The organism is Nonomuraea sp. IBHARD001 (assembly GCF_056106265.1).
Genome location: NZ_JBWBBW010000002.1, coordinates 529,182 through 545,151 on the forward strand (window position 1 = coordinate 529,182; position 15,970 = coordinate 545,151).

General features: G+C 68.3%; 18 protein-coding genes, 1 tRNA gene and 1 pseudogene. 10 read left to right on the forward strand and 10 right to left on the reverse strand.

What is annotated here, in order from left to right:
• Window positions 1-15: 15 nt before the first annotated feature.
• On the reverse strand, window positions 16-1,020 hold the full coding sequence (locus tag ACTWNK_RS04605) for a hypothetical protein (RefSeq protein ID WP_474302254.1): 1,005 nt from the start codon (window positions 1,018-1,020) through the stop codon (window positions 16-18).
• A gap of 106 nt (window positions 1,021-1,126) precedes the next feature.
• On the opposite strand from ACTWNK_RS04605, the gene ACTWNK_RS04610 reads away from it, so the two are divergent.
• A complete protein-coding gene (locus ACTWNK_RS04610) occupies window positions 1,127-2,593 on the forward strand; it encodes a hypothetical protein (protein WP_474302255.1) in 1,467 nt (488 codons plus the stop codon).
• Window positions 2,594-2,618: 25 nt separating this feature from the next.
• Here ACTWNK_RS04610 and ACTWNK_RS04615 read toward each other — a convergent pair whose 3' ends face one another.
• On the reverse strand, window positions 2,619-3,416 hold the full coding sequence (locus tag ACTWNK_RS04615; protein ID WP_474302256.1) for a hypothetical protein: 798 nt from the start codon (window positions 3,414-3,416) through the stop codon (window positions 2,619-2,621).
• Window positions 3,417-3,668: 252 nt separating this feature from the next.
• Between ACTWNK_RS04615 and ACTWNK_RS04620 the strand changes: the two genes are divergently transcribed.
• Together ACTWNK_RS04620 and ACTWNK_RS04625 are read left to right on the forward strand one after the other, a co-directional pair.
• Window positions 3,669-5,111 carry a hypothetical protein gene (locus ACTWNK_RS04620; RefSeq protein ID WP_474302257.1) on the forward strand — a complete coding sequence of 481 codons (1,443 nt, stop codon included), beginning with the start codon at window positions 3,669-3,671 and terminating at the stop codon, window positions 5,109-5,111.
• A 132-nt stretch (window positions 5,112-5,243) separates the two neighbouring features.
• Window positions 5,244-5,846 (forward strand): hypothetical protein, encoded by a 603-nt coding sequence (locus ACTWNK_RS04625; protein WP_474302258.1) that lies wholly within the window; start codon window positions 5,244-5,246, stop codon window positions 5,844-5,846.
• Between the two features lie 61 nt (window positions 5,847-5,907).
• Here the strand turns inward: ACTWNK_RS04625 and ACTWNK_RS04630 are convergent.
• Window positions 5,908-5,989: transfer RNA gene (locus ACTWNK_RS04630), tRNA-Tyr, on the reverse strand.
• A 196-nt stretch (window positions 5,990-6,185) separates the two neighbouring features.
• Between ACTWNK_RS04630 and ACTWNK_RS04635 the strand changes: the two genes are divergently transcribed.
• Window positions 6,186-6,674 carry a YajQ family cyclic di-GMP-binding protein gene (locus ACTWNK_RS04635; RefSeq protein ID WP_474302259.1) on the forward strand — a complete coding sequence of 163 codons (489 nt, stop codon included), beginning with the start codon at window positions 6,186-6,188 and terminating at the stop codon, window positions 6,672-6,674.
• A 21-nt stretch (window positions 6,675-6,695) separates the two neighbouring features.
• On the opposite strand, the pseudogene ACTWNK_RS04640 reads toward ACTWNK_RS04635, so the two are convergent.
• Window positions 6,696-7,408: pseudogene (locus ACTWNK_RS04640) on the reverse strand (transposase); the annotation flags it as partial.
• Window positions 7,409-8,119: 711 nt separating this feature from the next.
• Here ACTWNK_RS04640 and ACTWNK_RS04645 point away from each other — a divergent pair.
• Entirely contained in the window at window positions 8,120-8,338 is a 219-nt protein-coding gene (locus ACTWNK_RS04645) for a hypothetical protein (protein WP_474302260.1), read from the forward strand.
• A 9-nt stretch (window positions 8,339-8,347) separates the two neighbouring features.
• On the opposite strand, the gene ACTWNK_RS04650 is transcribed toward ACTWNK_RS04645, so the two are convergent.
• From ACTWNK_RS04650 to ACTWNK_RS04660, 3 genes are all read right to left on the reverse strand, one after another.
• On the reverse strand, window positions 8,348-8,491 hold the full coding sequence (locus ACTWNK_RS04650; protein WP_474310832.1) for a DUF3703 domain-containing protein: 144 nt from the start codon (window positions 8,489-8,491) through the stop codon (window positions 8,348-8,350).
• Between the two features lie 181 nt (window positions 8,492-8,672).
• Entirely contained in the window at window positions 8,673-9,563 is an 891-nt protein-coding gene (locus ACTWNK_RS04655) for a transporter substrate-binding domain-containing protein (RefSeq protein ID WP_474302261.1), read from the reverse strand.
• A gap of 24 nt (window positions 9,564-9,587) precedes the next feature.
• Window positions 9,588-10,247, reverse strand: a complete 660-nt coding sequence (locus tag ACTWNK_RS04660) for a hypothetical protein (protein WP_474302262.1) — start codon at window positions 10,245-10,247, stop codon at window positions 9,588-9,590.
• A gap of 285 nt (window positions 10,248-10,532) precedes the next feature.
• Here ACTWNK_RS04660 and ACTWNK_RS04665 point away from each other — a divergent pair, with 285 nt between their 5' ends.
• Genes ACTWNK_RS04665 through ACTWNK_RS04675 form a run of 3 tightly spaced genes read left to right on the forward strand, consistent with a single transcriptional unit; the run spans window position 10,533 to window position 12,157 of the window.
• Entirely contained in the window at window positions 10,533-10,883 is a 351-nt protein-coding gene (locus ACTWNK_RS04665; protein ID WP_474302263.1) for an ArsR/SmtB family transcription factor, read from the forward strand.
• Window positions 10,883-11,167, forward strand: coding sequence for a hypothetical protein (locus ACTWNK_RS04670; RefSeq protein ID WP_474302264.1), 285 nt, complete (start codon window positions 10,883-10,885; stop codon window positions 11,165-11,167). Before ACTWNK_RS04665 ends, ACTWNK_RS04670 begins: the two co-directional genes overlap by 1 nt.
• Before the next feature lie 33 nt (window positions 11,168-11,200).
• Window positions 11,201-12,157, forward strand: a complete 957-nt coding sequence (locus ACTWNK_RS04675) for an NAD(P)-dependent alcohol dehydrogenase (RefSeq protein ID WP_474302265.1) — start codon at window positions 11,201-11,203, stop codon at window positions 12,155-12,157.
• On the opposite strand, the gene ACTWNK_RS04680 is transcribed toward ACTWNK_RS04675, so the two are convergent.
• Both ACTWNK_RS04680 and ACTWNK_RS04685 read right to left on the reverse strand, forming a co-directional pair.
• Complete coding sequence (locus ACTWNK_RS04680) at window positions 12,144-13,307, reverse strand: WD40 repeat domain-containing protein (RefSeq protein WP_474302266.1); 1,164 nt, start codon at window positions 13,305-13,307, stop codon at window positions 12,144-12,146. The genes ACTWNK_RS04675 and ACTWNK_RS04680 overlap by 14 nt on opposite strands.
• The gene (locus tag ACTWNK_RS04685) at window positions 13,304-13,813 is read right to left on the reverse strand and encodes a SigE family RNA polymerase sigma factor (RefSeq protein ID WP_474302267.1); all 510 of its coding nucleotides are present in this window, start codon (window positions 13,811-13,813) and stop codon (window positions 13,304-13,306) included. The genes ACTWNK_RS04680 and ACTWNK_RS04685 overlap by 4 nt, the downstream gene beginning before the upstream one ends.
• Window positions 13,814-13,952: 139 nt before the next feature.
• Between ACTWNK_RS04685 and ACTWNK_RS04690 the strand changes: the two genes are divergently transcribed.
• Window positions 13,953-14,972: a GH25 family lysozyme gene (locus tag ACTWNK_RS04690; protein ID WP_474302268.1), complete on the forward strand. Its 1,020-nt coding sequence runs from the start codon at window positions 13,953-13,955 to the stop codon at window positions 14,970-14,972.
• Window positions 14,973-14,989: 17 nt separating this feature from the next.
• Here the strand turns inward: ACTWNK_RS04690 and ACTWNK_RS04695 are convergent, their stop codons facing one another.
• The gene (locus ACTWNK_RS04695) at window positions 14,990-15,631 is read right to left on the reverse strand and encodes a hemerythrin domain-containing protein (protein ID WP_474302269.1); all 642 of its coding nucleotides are present in this window, start codon (window positions 15,629-15,631) and stop codon (window positions 14,990-14,992) included.
• A 132-nt stretch (window positions 15,632-15,763) separates the two neighbouring features.
• Here ACTWNK_RS04695 and ACTWNK_RS04700 point away from each other — a divergent pair, with 132 nt between their 5' ends.
• Window positions 15,764-15,967: a transposase gene (locus ACTWNK_RS04700; RefSeq protein ID WP_474302270.1), complete on the forward strand. Its 204-nt coding sequence runs from the start codon at window positions 15,764-15,766 to the stop codon at window positions 15,965-15,967.
• Window positions 15,968-15,970 lie beyond the last annotated feature (3 nt).

A 15,970-nucleotide genomic window follows, 5' to 3' on the forward strand; every position in this document is an offset into this window, starting at 1 on the left:
GCGACGATAGTTCGGTTAGTCGCCGGGGAGCCACCACGTCCAGATGCCGGACTTGATGCGGAACGTATCGCGCTGAATGGTCTTGCCGGTCTCGGTGTCGACCGAGCGCTTGGTCGCGCCGATGACGTCGCCCTCGGGCTTCGTCCTGGTCGTCCACAGCGTCACGGCGCCGGAGGAGCTGTAGACCAGCCGGTTCGGGTACTCCGAGGCGGTGGGGTAGGACAGTGTGACCGCCTCGGATACCTCATCGCTGCTCAGGTCATAGGTCCGCAGCCTGGCCTTGCTCGTCGCCTTCGGGCCGGTGATGACCAGGCCGAGGGTGGAGCCGTCGTCGGACAGGGCGATCGGGGCGTTGTTCGCGACGATCTGCGGGACCACGCGGCTGTGCGCCTCCTCGCCCAGCTCGTTGTACACGACGAACTCGGTGGTGTTGTCGGAGGTGATCCTGCTGGTCAGCGTGTAGGCGCCGTCGGGGCTGAAGGCCTGGAGGTACTCGTTGCCCGGCAGCCGCACGGTCTTCTTGGAGGCCAGGTCGACGACGAGGGTGGCCAGTTTGGCGTTCTCGTCGTAGTAGTCGATGGCCAGCTTGCGGCCGTCGTCGGAGAACGCCGTGTCCAGCTCGGCCATGCCGAGACCCTTGGGCGTCTTCGCCGCGGCGCCGGGCAGCGGCTTGACCGAGCCGGTGGTCAGGTCGCGTACGACCAGCTTGCTGTCGCTCTTGCGGAAGTAGCTGATCAGCCGCCCGTTGCCGCTGACCGAGATCGGCGTGCTCGACTCCTTGTCGACCTTGCCGTTCGCCCCCTTGGGATGGACGGCGGCGTCGGTCAGCTTGACCTTGGAACCGTCGCGCAGCATCAGTGTCCACGGCCCGCACGGCACCGAATAGTCCTTCTTCGGGCAGCTGTCGACCCAGGCGTATCGCACCTCTCCAGACGCCGTGGCCGCCTGCGAAGGGCTGATCATGAAAGTGGAGGCCGCGGCCGCGATCGCGAGCACGGCGAACGCGCGTGTCTGAAGCATGGGGACATCCTTTCGTCTCCTGGATAGATGCGTCCACCAGGCGAATGGTTGCGTCACAAGTTGGCCACGGGTACGAATGGTGACCATGCCTCCGAGATCATCCCGCATGCGGCTCACCGCCCCGGAACGACGACTGTGGCGGGCCTTCGGCTCGGGGACGGTCGTCGACCTGAGCCCGGTCGCGGGAAGCGGTCGCACCGCCGTACCCGACGACGGTGCGAGCTGGGGTCCCGAGCGGACGGTCAGGGCCGAGGTGGTCGCGGCGCTGTTGCTGGGGGCCAGGGAGTCGGCGGTGGGCCAGGTGCCGTCCGTACGGCTGCGGGGCGCCAGGATCACCGGGCCGCTGGTCCTGCGCGGCGGAACGGTCGAGTGCGAGCTGGCGATGAGCGGCTGTCACCTGGACGAACCCGTCGATTTCGTTGACGCCACCACCAAGACCGTCCGGTTCACCGACTGCCGTATGCGCGACTTCAGCGGCGGCGGCATGCGGACCACCGGCCACCTCAGCCTGTCGGGTTCGCATATCGAAGGCACGGTACGGCTGGCCAGGGCGCAGTTCGACAGCGGCCTGTACCTCGGCGGCAGCCGCGTCGAGGCGACGGAAGGCGACTGGGCCTTCTACAGCGGCTCGATGGTCGTCGAAGCGGGCACGTTCATGAAGAACGCGGTGTTCAGCGGAGGGGTACGGCTGGCCGGCGCGAGACTCAACGGCGGCCTCTTCCTCAACGGGGCCACCCTGTCCAACCCGGGCGGCGAGGCGCTGACCTGCGACGGCATGGTCGTCGAAGACGTCATGGACCTCAAGGACGGCTTCAGCGCCGAAGGCTGCGTACGGCTGCGCGGCGCGCGGGTCGACGGCACGCTGTCGATCAGCGGCGTCCTGCGCAGCCCGGACACCACCTACGCGCTGCACGCCAGCCACATGGAGGTGCGCTCGCTCTGGGTGTGCCCCGACCAGCCGATCGACGGCGTCGTCAGCTTCGCCCACTCCCGCATCGGCGTGCTGCACGACGACCCGCGCACCTGGCCCGAGCGCCTGCGGCTGAACGGCCTGACGTACGACACGTTGCGCGGCGGCGGGGTCAAACGGCGTATCGAGTGGGTCGGCCGCGACCCCGAAGGCTTCAGACCGCAGCCGTACGAGCAGCTCGCCGCCTGGTATGTCCGGGACGGCAATCCGACGCTGGCCCGCCGTACCCAATTGGCCAGGTTGCGGGCTTCGCGGCGCACGCTCGGGCCGGGGGCGCGGATGTGGGGGCGGATGCTGGATGTCACGGTCGGGTACGGGTATCGGTCGTGGTTGGCGGCGTTGTGGTTCCTGTTGTTGCTGGTGACGGGGACGGTGGTGTTCGGGCTTGAGCCGCCGCGTGCGTTGAAGCCCGCCGAGAGTCCTGGGTTCGATGCGTTCGCCTATACCTTCGACCTGTTGCTGCCGATTCCGGCGTTCGGGCAGCGGGAACTGTTCGATCCGGCCGGGTGGACGCAGTGGCTGGCGTACACGCTGATCGTGTCCGGGTGGATCCTGGCGACCGCGCTGATCACCGGGGCGACCAGGGTGCTCAGACCGACGTGAGCCGGGGGGCTCGGGTGCTCGGGCGTCAGGATGTCGGGCGGTGCGGTGTGGTCAGGCCCGCCAGGCGGGGGCGGCGGCGTAGCAGCAGGCCGGTTCCGGCGGTGACGATGAGCAGGATCCCGGCCGAGACGAACACTCGCCCGTCGGGGCCCGCCGTCCCGCCGCCGCCGGTGTCGGCGCCGCCCTCCGGCGTCTTCTCCACCTGCACGGGGTCCTCTTGCTCGGTTTGATCGGTTGGCTCGGTTGGCTCCGGTTCGGCAGGTGTCTTGGAGGGCTTGGGGGCAGCCGCCGAAGCGGCGAAGGAGAGCGGGTAGGTCGTCAGGGCGTCGGCGTTCTGGACCGCGCACTTGATGATCGGCTCGGTCGGGCCGGCGCCGAAGTTGATCGCGGCCGGTCGTATGGTGGCGATGCCGGTGTTCTGCGACGTCGTCTTCACCTGTAGAGCCGCGTCGGGCAGTTCGATGATCGCGCCCGCGTCGAGGGTGGCGAGCGTGCCCACGCCCGTGCCGGAGGTGACCTTGTCCAGGCCGCTCGACGAGATGTAGGCGTACAGCCTGGTCCCGGGAGGCAGCCCGGAGTCCGGCACGCGTAGTGCCGTCTCGTCGCTGACGTAGATGCCGTGCCACCCGATCGCCGTCTGGACGTTCGCCACGGCATCGGTCGGCATCGTCAGCTCGACCTTGACCTTGATGATCTGAGGCTCGGTCGTCGCGCTCGTACACCGGTATTCGACGATGTCGGTGCCCTGTACGGCATGCGCCGGTCGGGGAAGCAGGGTCGTACCGCCGGCCAGAACGGCCATGAGAAGCAAGCGCGTGCGCAAGGTGACTCCTGTCGCGACGGATGAGGCACAGGAGAGACGAGAGGCGACCAAGATCGGTTGACAGGGTCAGGACCGTTTCCGGCCCTAATCGTCGGCCGAAACCACCTCGATTAGGCATCGGCCGAATCGTTGGGCGGTGAACACGCGCTCCCTACGCTCGGCCTGCGGATCGCGGCCGAATCCCGTTCCGCTCTCCTCGCCGGATCCCCGGACTCTCGAACTCTCGAATCCTGGAAGGGACGCGTGCGTTTCATGCGAATGCGAATGCGGTTGATGGCGGCGCTGCTCGCCGTCGTTCTGAGCGGCCTCGGCCTGGTGGCGGTCACACCGTCGTCGGCCGTCGCCGGTACCTGCTCGACACCCGGCTGCGGCGGCGAGGTGATCAACGAGGCCGACATGCCGATCCTCATCAGCAACCACTGGTGCTGGGACATGTGGACGTGGACCTACAACGGTGACACGTTCGGCTGTCCGGACGACCAGGGCAGGCCACGCCAGCACAACAATCTGTACGCCCCCAACTCCGACGCGCCGCTCACCACGAACAACTGGTCGTCGCAGTACGCGGCCTACTACGACACCGACGCCGTGCGGATGCAGGCCGGGTGTATGACCATGGGCTACTGGACCGGCAAGGGGGCCTGGCGCAACCTGCCCGGTATGGCGATGAACCACCACTTCTCCTACGACCGGCGCAGCATCGACAGCCTCTGGCAGCGCCTCCCCGCACAGATCGTCGTCGTCATCACCTCCATCACGTGCCGGAGCGGATCCGGCTCCGACCCGGTGAACGCCCTGCAGTCCGCCTGGCCGCAGACGCAGGAGGCCGCCGAAAGCTGGGGTAGCAACGGGGGCACCACCGTCGGCGACGCGCCCGGGCCCGCGCCGACCGAGCGGCTTGCCGTACTGCAGGACGGTGTGTTGTGGGTCAAGGAGGGGGGATTCGGCGCCGGGTGGTCCCGCCAGTACGAGGGTGTGGCGGAGTACCGGCTGTCCGGCAATCGCATCGGCGTCCGCAGGGCCAGTGACGGCCGCGTGTTCGTCAAGGAGGGCGCGCTCGGCGCCGCCTGGCACGACATGGGCCTGCACGGCGTCACGTTCGACCTGGCCGGAAATCGCGTCGGCGTCCTGAACTCCATCAACGGCGAGGTCGCGATCAAGGAAGGCCCGCTCAACGCCGGATGGACGAACATGGGCAAGATCGGCCGCAGCTTCAAGCTCTCGCCCAATCGCGTGGCCCTGGTCATGGGCGACGGCAGGCTCTGGGTGAAGGAGGGCGCGCTCAATGCCGGGTGGTCCGACATGGGGCTGTACGTCGCGGGCGACCAGTTCGAGGTGACCGACAACCGCGTCGGCCTGCTCGACTTCTTCAACGGCGAGGTGACCGTCAAGCAAGGCGCGCTGAATTCCGCCTGGACGCGTATGGGCATCATCGGGAACGGCACCTTCCGTATGTCGCCCAATCGCGTCGCTCTTCAGCGGACGGATGGTCGTGTGGTGGTCAAGCAGGGGGCATTGAACTCCGGCTGGGTGGACATGGGGTTGTACGCGCCCACCGGGTTGTATGACGTTTCGGATCGGCGTTTCGGGCTCATTGATTACTTCAATGGGGAGACGACGGTCAAGGAGGGGTCCTTGAATTCCGGCTGGTCTCGCATGGGAATCATCGGGCAGTCCTTCGCGCTGCTGCCTTGAGTTTGATTTAGGGCTGCGTGTCGCCGTTTGATTCAGGGCTGAGCATTGCCGTTCGCCGCGGCCGGGTTCTTCGGGGCCCGGCCGTACGCCGGTGAGGGAGCTGCTGTGGACAGGTGCGGTAACGTGACACCGGTGTCTCGAACCTCCCTCCTGGCGGCAGCCCTCACGCTGTCGGCCTGCCTCGCGAGCGCCCCGGCGGCGGCCGCGGCTTCGTCGGCTCAGTCGGCGGTGCCCGGCCTGCTTCAGGGCTCGCAAACCGTCATCACGCCCAAGCAGACGGCCGTCAACAAGATTAAGTCCCTGCTGACGACATTCTTCACCGACCAGCAGCTGTCCAAGATCCTGGACAGAATGGCGGAAGACATCTACGCCAAGAAAACGTCCAGGGAATCCTTCGACAGTCTCGTCGCATCGAAGGACCTCACTTCGAGCCAGCTGCTGGTCTTGGCGAAGGTCGCTTCCGGGACGCCGCTGCCCAAGGCGCTCACGGTTCTTCATCGCAGATTCGAGCCGTACTACACCAAAATGGCCGCGGCGATTCTCACGATGAGGAACAATCGCAACACGAAGGCGGAATGCTTCACCAAGGTCTACGTGATGACGGCCGCCTCTCTCACCAAGGCCGGTGTCACACCCGTTCTCACCGAGGTGAAGTCCAGTCTGACGTCGGCGGAGTGGAAGGCCTTCCGGGCCGACAGCGCTGGGCTGTTCCTCTGGAGCAAGCACGGGCTGTAGCGCCCGAACGCAAGAGGCCCGTCCCGGCGTCTGCGCTGGTGACGGGCCTCTTGAGGCTGTGTGGCAGGTGCAGGACTTGAACCTGCGTAGGCTGAGCCGACGGTTTTACAGACCGCTCCCTTTGACCACTCGGGCAACCTGCCGCATCGATCCGCTCTCGCGGCGACAGGTAGAAGAATAGCGGACTTCGAGGGTGCACGTGACACCGGTTTGTCCCCGGGCGGTGGCGGGTCCGGAGGTGGGCGGGCAGGCGCGATGATTTGGTCAGAGCCGACCATCCTAGGAAGATGCTGATTAGGCTGATCCGGTCGGCGTTCTCGCAGTTGAGAGAGGTTTGTAGTGGCGGATTCCAGTTTCGACATCGTCAGCAAGATCGATCACCAGGAGGTCGACAACGCGCTGAACCAGACGGTGAAGGAGGTCGGGCACCGGTTCGACTTCAAGAACACCGGCGCCTCGATCGCCTGGTCCGGCAAGAGCATCCAGATCAAGGCGAACTCGGAGGAGCGGGCCGGCGCGGTGCTGGAGGTCTTCAAGGAGAAGATCATCAAGCGCGGCCTCTCCCTCAAGGTGCTAGACGCCGACGAGCCCAAGCTCTCCGGCAGGGAGTACTACCTGAACGTCGCCCTCAAGGAGGGCATCGACCAGGAGCAGGCGAAGAAGATCTCCAAGATCATTCGCGACGAGGGCCCCAAGGGCGTCAAGGCGCAGATCCAGGGCGAGGAGCTCCGCGTCAGCTCGAAGAAGAAGGACGAGCTGCAGGACATCATCACCCTGCTCAAGGGCAAGGACCTCGACGTCGCCCTGCAGTTCACGAACTACCGCTAGATCGTTGATACGGAATTCGGGTCAGTGGTCGTAGGCGGTCAGAGAGCGTTTCACGGGTGCGCCGGTGTTCCAGTTGTGCCGGATGACGGCGTTGAGAGCGAGGATGCGCTGGCTGGTACGAGCCCAGAAGCCGTCTGAATGGCGGGCGTTGTGGCGCTCGTGGCCGAGCTGGTTCTTCAGGGTCCAGATGATCGCTTCGATGCGCCGGCGCAGTCGGCCGGGGAACGTCCTGCCGGTGGGTTCGTCGGCGCGGGCCGGACGGATCAGTGGGCGCCCCAGGCCGGCGGCGGCTTTCTCGATGCCTGTGCCGGCGAAGCCCTTGTCGCAGGCGATGGGGCAGGGCCCGGGCGCGATCTGGTGGACGTGCAGCAGCTGCAGGGCCTGTTTGCGTTCGTCGAGTTCTTCGGGGTGGGCCAGGCTGTAGCCGGTCATCGCGCCGTCGGCGGTGGTGATCAGTATCAGCTTGGCTCCCCAGTAGAAGGCGTGGTGGGACTTGTCCATGCCGTATCCGGCGATCTCGCCAGAGCTGAGCGGTTGACTGTCACCCCGGAGGCGCCGCAGTGCACCGGCGTGCCGTCCATCAGCTGGAGCGGTTCGTGCCAGGTCGGGATCTGGCGGGCCGGCCACAACGCCGCCGCCGACATCTGCGGGCCCAGGCCCCGCAGCTGCTGGTTGCAGACGGTCAGGGACGGCAGCCGCGGGAACAGATGACCGATACGGGCCGCCGCCGTCCGTTGTTTCAGGCCGCTCTCCTACGTACGTCCTGAGAGGCACGGTGGGCGTGGAGTGACCCGGAGCGAGTCGCACTGTCTTCGCTGAGGCGCCGTTGTGGATCGGCAGGCTACGAAATAGTGCCTTAAGCGGTGCATCCCCACCCTGGCGGGAATGCCAACGGGGGTTTGGCCGTCGGCCTTTAGGGGGCGTCCAGGTTGCCCGGTGAATCGGGTTGGGCTCGTTCGTGCTGAACGCGAGTCGTGCGGTGCCCTGTATCGGTCTTAGGCCGGTTTCGTCGATCAAATCCGCGACACGCCGGACTTCGTTAGGTGATGGCGGAAGCGCCTGTATGGCCGCTCGTGGCAACTCGCGCGTACGGGATGAGGTCGGCGTCTTGGGCTTCCCCAGGCACGGCTTTCGTCGAGTAACACAGAAGCTGCTGGCTTGCGTCGCCCTCTTGTAGGTCCAGGTCGATCGAGTAGAGCTCTGAGTCCATGAGTGCCAAGTGAAAGTGCAGTTCAGGCAGAATGGGCCGCTGTTGCTGCAGGTCACTGTGGTGCGGCATCGGAACCTGGCCCACAGGCCAGCCCGTTTTTCCTCTCTCTCACCCGGCATTTTTCTGATGAATTCTGTCAGGAATACGGCTTTTCGGTGCCGAGTCGACTTGTTAGTTTTGCTGTATCACCGAACTTTGGGGAGGAAAAATGTCGTTGGTCAGACGAGGAATCGGAGTGACCGCCCTTGCGGTCGCCCTGGGCGGCGCGATCGTCGCTCCGGCCAGTGCGTCGGCCTGGATGCAGATAAGGACCTATTTTCCGCAGAATGCCGCCAACTGGGCGGAGTGCAACAGATACGGGCAGGAATTCATCGACGGCTCCACAGGTTACGAGTGCCGCAACACCCACAACGCGGCGGGCGTATGGGGATATGCGTTGTGGGTCGGCCCGTGACGCGCTAGCTCAAGACGCCGCCATCACGGCGGCCCGGGCGGGCATGGGCGTGAGCCGGGTCAGGCCGTCGCGGGTCCGGCCGGTGCTGCCCTCCGGGTAGCGGCCGAGAGCCGAGCCCGGGGCGGCGACGACAATACGCACCCCCTGGCCCAGCGCCTCGCGGCGAGGGCAGCTCTACTCCGTGCTCCATCCCGGGCTGAAAGCAGTTCACGAACTACCGCTGAGATCGGGACCTGAGCTTCAGCCGACCGATCCCGCCTGGAGGGCACATCCAGGGCGCATGGCCGACCGCTCCGACCTGTGGAGCGTCGGCCTTTCGTGTGCCGGCGGGAGATCAGCTCGTCGCCTCGCAGTTCTCCAGGGCGTACGGGTTGGGCCGGTGACGGTCGGCCGAGAGGGTGGGGAAGCGCTGGGTGAAGGTCTCGGCCCAGCGGCCGAGCAGCATGAAGCGCCTGAGCGCCTCGGTGAGGATCTTGCAGTTGGTGAGATCACCGTGGCGCAGGCCGATGCCGTAGATCTCCTGGGAGCCGAACGTCAGGTCGGGAATGACATGCAGCGCCCCCGGCTGGGCGTTCTCGTACCCGGCCAGGACGAGTTGGTCGGTCGAGACGGCGTCCACCGACCTGCCTTTGACCAGGCTGTCGATACAGGCGCTGAACCCGGCCTCCTCGGTGACGGTCATCGCGATGCCGGTACGGCGCAGCTGTTTGGCCGAGGTCGTGCCCTTCGCCGTGCACACGGCCTTGCCCTTGAGGTCGGCGAGGGTCTTGATGGCGTCCTCGCCCTTGCGGACCAGCACGCCCTGCTTGGTCTCCAGGTACGGCCCGGCGAACGTGACCAGTTTGCGGCGCGCGTCGGTCACCGAGTAGATGGCCACCACCATGTCGACGCGTTGCACGGCGTTCCCGGCGCCGAGTGCCGACTCGCGCTGGGCGACCGTGATGTCGACGAAGGTGGGCGTGATGCCGAGTTCGACCGAGAGCCATTCGACGATGGAGATGTCGAACCCGCTGTGTACGGCCCGGCTGGGGTCGAGCAGGCTCAGGCCGGGCTGGTCGGCCACCACGCCGACGGTCACCACGGCGCCCTTCCGGAACACCTTGGCGGGAGTCGGCCCGGCCGGGGCCGCGGGCGGCTGGGCCGTACATCCGATGCCGGCCAGGAGGCAGGCGGCGAGGGCGAGCGGGATCAGCGCCGCCGTCGGGGTCGTGGTGGGTCTGCGCACGTGTCGCTCCTTCGCCTCGGCCTGTCAGTTGTGCAGCCGCGCCTCGGTCACGCGGATGTCCAGCTCGCATGCGGGGTCGTCCACGTACAGCGTGAAGTGCACGACGACCTCGCCCGCCGCGCCGCTCAGGTCCAGGTCGGCGGCCTCGTCGGCGCGTACGGTGCGCACGGCGGGCGCGGCGGTGCCGGGGCGCTGGTCGAAGGAGGGCCGTACCTCCAGCCGTGCGGGGACCACGCAGTCGCCCACGGGCGCGTGGTTGACCAGCGAGAAGCGCAGGGCCAGGCGGTCGCGGCCGGGCGGTGAGCCGGGGACGCGGATGTTCCTGGAGTCGCCGCTCCGGACGTCGCTCCACCGCGTGACGATGCTCGGCCGCAGGTCCTGGTCGGGATGGCGCGGGTAGACGAGATAGACCACGGCGAGTACAGCGACGCCGACGGCCGCGACGGCGACGACCGGGCCCGGCCTGAGCCTGACGGGGTTCGGCCGCTCGGGGGCGGGGCCCAGGGGAGCGGCGTGGACCAGGCTGAAGTACGTCGCGAGCCCGATGCCGATCATCGAAATGACGATGCTGATGACCGGCGCGATCGTGGATCCGGCCGAGCCGAGGGCCAGCAGCCAATATGCGGCCGCGGCTGCGGCGACTATGGAGCCGGCCAATATCAGACGGGGTGTGAGCTTGCGCACGAGGGGGCTCGCTTCCGTCGAGTCCTGCGCGTCGATGCTGCACACGACGCTGGTCGATGGTGGAGACCGGACCGAAACACCCTTTCTCGGAGGCGGTCCTGCATTTCCAGTATGCCCGCAGGAGTAAGGCGTGCTGGGCCTTTTGTGTGGTGAATGCGACGGCATTCCTGGTCGCAATTCCTGAAATTTCGGTACATGCGGGGTGGCGGGAAGGGGGGTGGTCTCGCGGCAGGGGACATGCTAGCGTTTCATATGTAAGAAGATTCTTACACATGAAGGAGAGTCATGACGGATGGCTGGCCGACGGGCGACGACCTGGTCGAGGTGCTGGCCGCACTGGCCAACCCGCTGCGACTGCGCATCGTCGCCCAGCTGGCCGGAGGGCGTGACTACGTGAGCCACCTGGCCCGCGAGATCGGCATCAGCCGACCGCTCCTGCACATGCACCTGCAACGCCTGGAAGCCGCAGGCCTGGTCGTCGGCAGCCTGGAGCTCTCGGAGGACGGCAAGGCCATGAAGTACTACGAGGTCACCACGTTCGACCTGCGCCTGACCGCGGCGACGCTGGTCGAGGCGGTCACCACCCTGACCACGCCGGACCCGGACAAGGGGTCCGCACGCAAGGAGCAGTCCTGATGAACCTCAGCACTCTGGAGACCTCCACCTGGCCGGGCACCGTACTCGTCCTGGGCCTGCTGGCCCTGGCCATCGTCCTGGTCATCGCGGTGATGGCGACGCTCAGCGAGTCGCGCCGGATCAAGACGCTGGCCGGTCAGGAGGACGCGCTGCGCCAGCTCGTCCGCAGATACGAGCAGCTCGCCGAGAACACACTCGACGCACAGCAGCGCCTGGCCGCCGACGCGGCCGAACTGCGCACCAGGACGGCCGCGATCGAGCAGATCCTCCGCACGGTCGAGTGAGCACCACGACCACCCCCGAGAAAGGACAGCACGATGAAGGCCATCGTCCAGAACGGTTACGGCACGGCCGACGCCCTTGAGTTCACCGACATCCCCAAGCCCGCACCGGGCGACGGCGACGTGCTGATCCGCGTGCACGCCGCAGCCCTCAACGCCGCCGACTGGCTGATGCTGCGCGGCGAGCCGTACGTCGTCAGGCTCATGGGCAGGCCCAAGGGGCGGGTCATCGGCCGCGACGTCGCGGGGCGGGTGGAGGCCGTGGGGGCGAAGGTGCGCGGGTTCAAGCCGGGCGACGAGGTGTTCACCGAGGCCGTGGGGGCATTCGCCGAGTACGTCACGGCATCGGCCGATCTCGTGGCGGCCAAGCCGACCGGCCTGTCGTTCGAGCAGGCGGCGGCCGTGCCGCTGGCGGGCAACACCGCACTGCAGGCGCTGCGCGAGTGCGGTCGCCTGCGCGAGGGACAGCACGTGCTGGTCAACGGGGCCAGCGGCGGCGTCGGCACCTTCGCCGTGCAGATCGCCAAGGCGCTCGGCGCCGAGGTCACGGGAGTGTGCGGCACGCGTAACGCCGAACTGGTCGCCTCGCTGGGCGCAGACCACGTCATCGACTACTCGCGCGAGGACTTCACCACGGGCGGACGGCGCTACGACCTCGTGCTCGACCTGGTGGCCAACCATTCGCTCGCCGCCATGCGCCGGGCGCTCACCCCGAAGGGCACGCTGGTGCTGTCGTCGGGCAACGGCGGTCGCTGGTTCGGGCCGATGGGCCGGTTGGCGGCGGGGGCCGTGCTCTCGCCGTTCGGCGGGCAGAGCCTGCGGCCGTTCGCCGCCAAGCGCAGCGCCGCCCGCCTGGCCGACCTCGGCGCGCTCATCGAGGCTGGCCAGGTCACCCCGGCGGTCGAGCGGACCTACGCGCTGGGCGAGGCGCCCGAGGCCATGCGGCACTTCGGCGAGGAGCACGCCAGGGCGAAGGTGGTCATCGTGGTGTGAGGACGTAGGTCCAGGTGTCGTCGGCCGGGTCCACGGCCGTCAGCCTGGTGCTCCCGCTGCCGTCGGCCTCGGCCACCACCAGGCTGTTGCGGTGCTCGTCGACACAGGGGTCGGCGCAGCCCACGGCCAGCAACCTGTCCGCTCCCGCCCAGGCCAGAGGGTTCAGCACGTCCGGATCGCCGAAGATCGAACCGTCCTTCGTGGACGCGACCACGGCTCCCGACAGCACGAGCCTGCCGTCGGGCGAGACGGCCGAGTGGCCGGAGTAGTCGATGTAGCGCTCGTGCGCGGGCGCGGGGACCTGCCTGCCGGTCAGGTCGTGGAACACGCGGTCGGGGCTGGAGTCGGTGGGCGCCCACAGCAGGGCGCCGTCGAGGCTCCAACCGACGTCCTGGCGCGGGTTGCCGTTGGTCGGCGTGCTGCGGTGCGACAGCGGCGCCAAGGGACGGAAGGCGCTCGTCCCCTTCTGCACGTCGACGATGACGAACCCGGTCCGCGTGCTCTCCTCGACACGGTAGGCGACGCCGATCGGCCTGATCCGGTCGGGGGTCGCGGCGTAGGTGGTGGCCAGGACCCTGGTGCCGTCGGGCGACCAGGCGAGGGCCGCAGCGGGCCTGGGCAGGGTGAACTCGGCGATCGGCAGACGCGTCGCGAGATCGACGATCGACAGCCGGGCCGAAGGCAGGTCGCCTTCGAGCACGGCGGCGTACCTCAGGCCGGGCGCCACGTCGATCCAGCTGTAACCGGTCCTGCGATAGCCGCCCGACGCCGGGTCGTACACCGACCAGGTGCGCCCGAGCACCTCGCCGGACGGCGCGGGCACCCAGTACGCCGACACGGCCAGGCCGCCCGCCGCGACGAACCGCTCGGGCGGCAGGGTCCGCACATCGGCGTGCACGTCGTCGGGCGCTTCGGGCGCCTTCTCCAGACGTACGGTGATCGGCTCGTCGAGGCGGGGGGCCGGTGCGGCCGAAGGCCACAGGAGGAGGGCGAGCGCGGTCGCGACGGCGAGCACGGCGGTGCCGGTCAGACGGCGAACCAGCAGGCGGCGACGACGGCGCAGGGCACGCGCGGCGAGATCGGCGGGCGCCGACGCCTGCTCGGACCACTCGCTGAGGGTCTCGCGCAGCAGGGATTCGGGCACGGTCACGGTGCGGCCTCCTCGAAGGTCAGATCGGGCGAGAGCGCGCGCAGCCGGGCGAGTGAGCGATGCGTGGTGCTGCGTACCGTGCCGACCGAGACGCCGAGCGCACGGGCGACCTCGGCCTCGGGCAGGTCCTCGAAGTAGCGCAGGACGAGCACCGTGCGCTGCCGCGCGGTGAGCCTGGCCAGCGCCTGGCGCAGCAGCAGGCGAAGGTCGGCCCCGTCGATGGGATCGGCGGCGACGGCACGGTCCGGCGGGTCGGCGCGCACGCTCTCGTGCCGGTGTCTGGCCAGGCGCCACCAGGAGATCTGGCCGCGGTACATGACCTGACGGACGTACGCCTCGGGCGCCTCGATGCGTTTCCATCGGCCTGCCGCCTTGGCCAGGGCGTTCTGGAGGAGGTCTTCGGCCGCGTGCTGGTCGCCTCCTGTCAGGAGGAAGCCGAGACGCAGCAGAGCCGGGGAACGCGTCGTGACGAACTCGTGAAAACGCCTGTCATCCTCGGCGTCCACGTCACCTCCAGGGGGCCTGTCGCATGGGGTCGTCCCTGTAGACGTCTCGCGCGGCCAGAGCTATGTCCGCGAACACCTTGCGACTCCTGGCGTACTGAAGGAGGATCTTGGCCAATTGTCGTTCGGGGGAAGGCCGTCAATGAAGCGCACATGGGCAGGCGCCGTGGCGGTGGCCGCGGGACTCTGGGCCGGGATGCCGGGCGGCGCGCACGCCGAGGCGCTGCCGCTCGGGATCGACGTCAGCAACTGGAGCGGCACGGTCGACTGGCAATCCGCGGTCCAGGGCGGCGTGCGCTTCGCCTTCGTCCTGGCGACCGAGGGCGGCGACTTCCGCAACGCCCAGTTCGACGCCCAGTACGGCGGCGCGGCGGCGGCCGGGCTGGTCAGGGGCGCCTACCACTTCGCCCAGCCGCACGAGTCGGGCGGCGCGGCCCAGGCCGACTACTTCGTGCAGAACGGCGGCGGCTGGAGCGCCGACGGCGTGACCCTGCCCGGCGTGCTGGACGTCGAGCACAATCCGTACCAGAGCCGCAACGGCAAGAACGGCTGCTACGGCCTGAGTGCCAAGGACATGGTCGCCTGGATCGGCGACTTCACCACGACCTACCGCAAGCGCACCGGTCGTGAGGCGATCATCTACACGACGACCGACTGGTGGCGTGCCTGCACCGGCAATTCGCCGAAGTTCGGCCGCAACCCGCTCTGGCTGGCCCGATGGGGCTCCGAGCCGGGCGAACTCCCCGCGAGCTGGCGCAGGTGGACGTTCTGGCAGACGGCCGACAAGGGCGCCTTCCCCGGCGGCCAGGACGTGTTCAACGGCAACCTCTCCCAGCTCCAGGAGCTGGCCGACCCACCGGCCGAGGTGACGGTCGGCGGAAAGGCGCACAGCCGCACGCTGTACTCGATCACCCTGGCCAATACCGGCGCCAAGCCGCTGACCGATGTGAACATCACGGGCAAGGCGTACGGCGGGCAGCGGGTCGTCAAGGCGGGGCCCGGATGCAGGTTCAGCGGCACGGCCGTGCGATGCGTCGTGCCGAAGATCAACCCTGGCGGCAAGGTACGCCTGACCTTCACCACCAAGCCGCGCAACGCCCGCGCCGCCGTCGGCATCGCCTTCACCGTCGGCACCGTCAAGCTGGACCTCAGGAAGCGGTGACCCGGCCGCAGGGCGGTTCAGATCGGCGACAGCGGGCCGAAGACGAGGCGCTGGCGACGGCGGTGACCCTTGCGGGTGAGAGCGAGCACGACGCCGAGCAACGGCCCGGCGAGCCTGCGCAGCTCCTCCAGCTCCTTCGGCCTGGCGTACTGGGCCAGCCTCGGCAGGTCGAAGCGCACGTCACCGCCCTTGCGCGCGGCCTCCTCCACCCGCTTCCACGCGGCCTCGGGCACCCGCGTCTCGATGATCGGGAAGAGCAGCCGCTCCTCCTCCTCGATGTGCTCGTCCAGCAGATCGGCCAGCAGCGTGAAGTGCTTGGTCAGCCGGACGGCCGTCCCGCTGAACCCCAGCTGCGACAGCTCCATCCGGATCTCGTCGAGCAGCGGGTCCAGGTCGGAGTGGTCCCTGGTCAGGCCGGACAGGTCCACACGCGACCCGGCCGCACGTACGATCACCGGCCACAGCTCCCTGTCCTCGACCGTGTGATGGTGGTGGATCCCCGCGCACAGCCCGGTGGCGAAGGCCGTCACGGCCGTCGCCCTGTCCGGTCCGAGCTCCTGCCTGCCGGTCGCGACCTGGTCGAACAGCGTCGCCAGCCGCCTGCTGTCGCCGCGCATGGCCCGATGGGTGATGCGAAAACCTAAGAGATTGGGTGCCATTGGTCGCTCTCCTCCACTACCGACTCGCTCGGTGCTAGTACGGTGACCCGAACGGCTGGTATCCGGCTTGGAAGCGACTTGTCCGTTGTGTCGCGCGAAACCGGTGGGGCTTGAGGGCTACTCTGGGCCGCTATGGACAGGCGCTGGGTCGGCCCCGAAGGGCTTGAGATCGTGCCGGCCACCCGGGCCGGGAGGCAGGTGCTGCGGCTCACCAGGCACGGCTCGCCGCTGGCCGACTGCCTGTCGGTCGAGGAGGTGGCCGCCCATGTCGATCTGGCCGATCTGTGTGAGGTCGTACGACTGCCGATGAGCGGTCGTTACAGAGTCGCCGGGTAACCG

Excerpts from the sequence above, each read along its gene's own strand:
- ACTWNK_RS04675 (WP_474302265.1), top strand. The coding sequence starts at position 11,201 with ATGAAGGCCATCGTCCAGAACGGTTACGGCACGGCCGACGCCCTTGAG.
- ACTWNK_RS04700 (WP_474302270.1), top strand. The coding sequence starts at position 15,764 with ATGGACAGGCGCTGGGTCGGCCCCGAAGGGCTTGAGATCGTGCCGGCC.
- ACTWNK_RS04605 (WP_474302254.1), bottom strand. The coding sequence starts at position 1,020 with ATGCTTCAGACACGCGCGTTCGCCGTGCTCGCGATCGCGGCCGCGGCC.
- ACTWNK_RS04690 (WP_474302268.1), top strand. The coding sequence starts at position 13,953 with ATGAAGCGCACATGGGCAGGCGCCGTGGCGGTGGCCGCGGGACTCTGG.
- ACTWNK_RS04695 (WP_474302269.1), bottom strand. The coding sequence starts at position 15,631 with ATGGCACCCAATCTCTTAGGTTTTCGCATCACCCATCGGGCCATGCGC.
- ACTWNK_RS04610 (WP_474302255.1), top strand. The coding sequence starts at position 1,127 with ATGCGGCTCACCGCCCCGGAACGACGACTGTGGCGGGCCTTCGGCTCG.
- ACTWNK_RS04620 (WP_474302257.1), top strand. The coding sequence starts at position 3,669 with ATGCGAATGCGAATGCGGTTGATGGCGGCGCTGCTCGCCGTCGTTCTG.
- ACTWNK_RS04665 (WP_474302263.1), top strand. The coding sequence starts at position 10,533 with ATGACGGATGGCTGGCCGACGGGCGACGACCTGGTCGAGGTGCTGGCC.
- ACTWNK_RS04670 (WP_474302264.1), top strand. The coding sequence starts at position 10,883 with ATGAACCTCAGCACTCTGGAGACCTCCACCTGGCCGGGCACCGTACTC.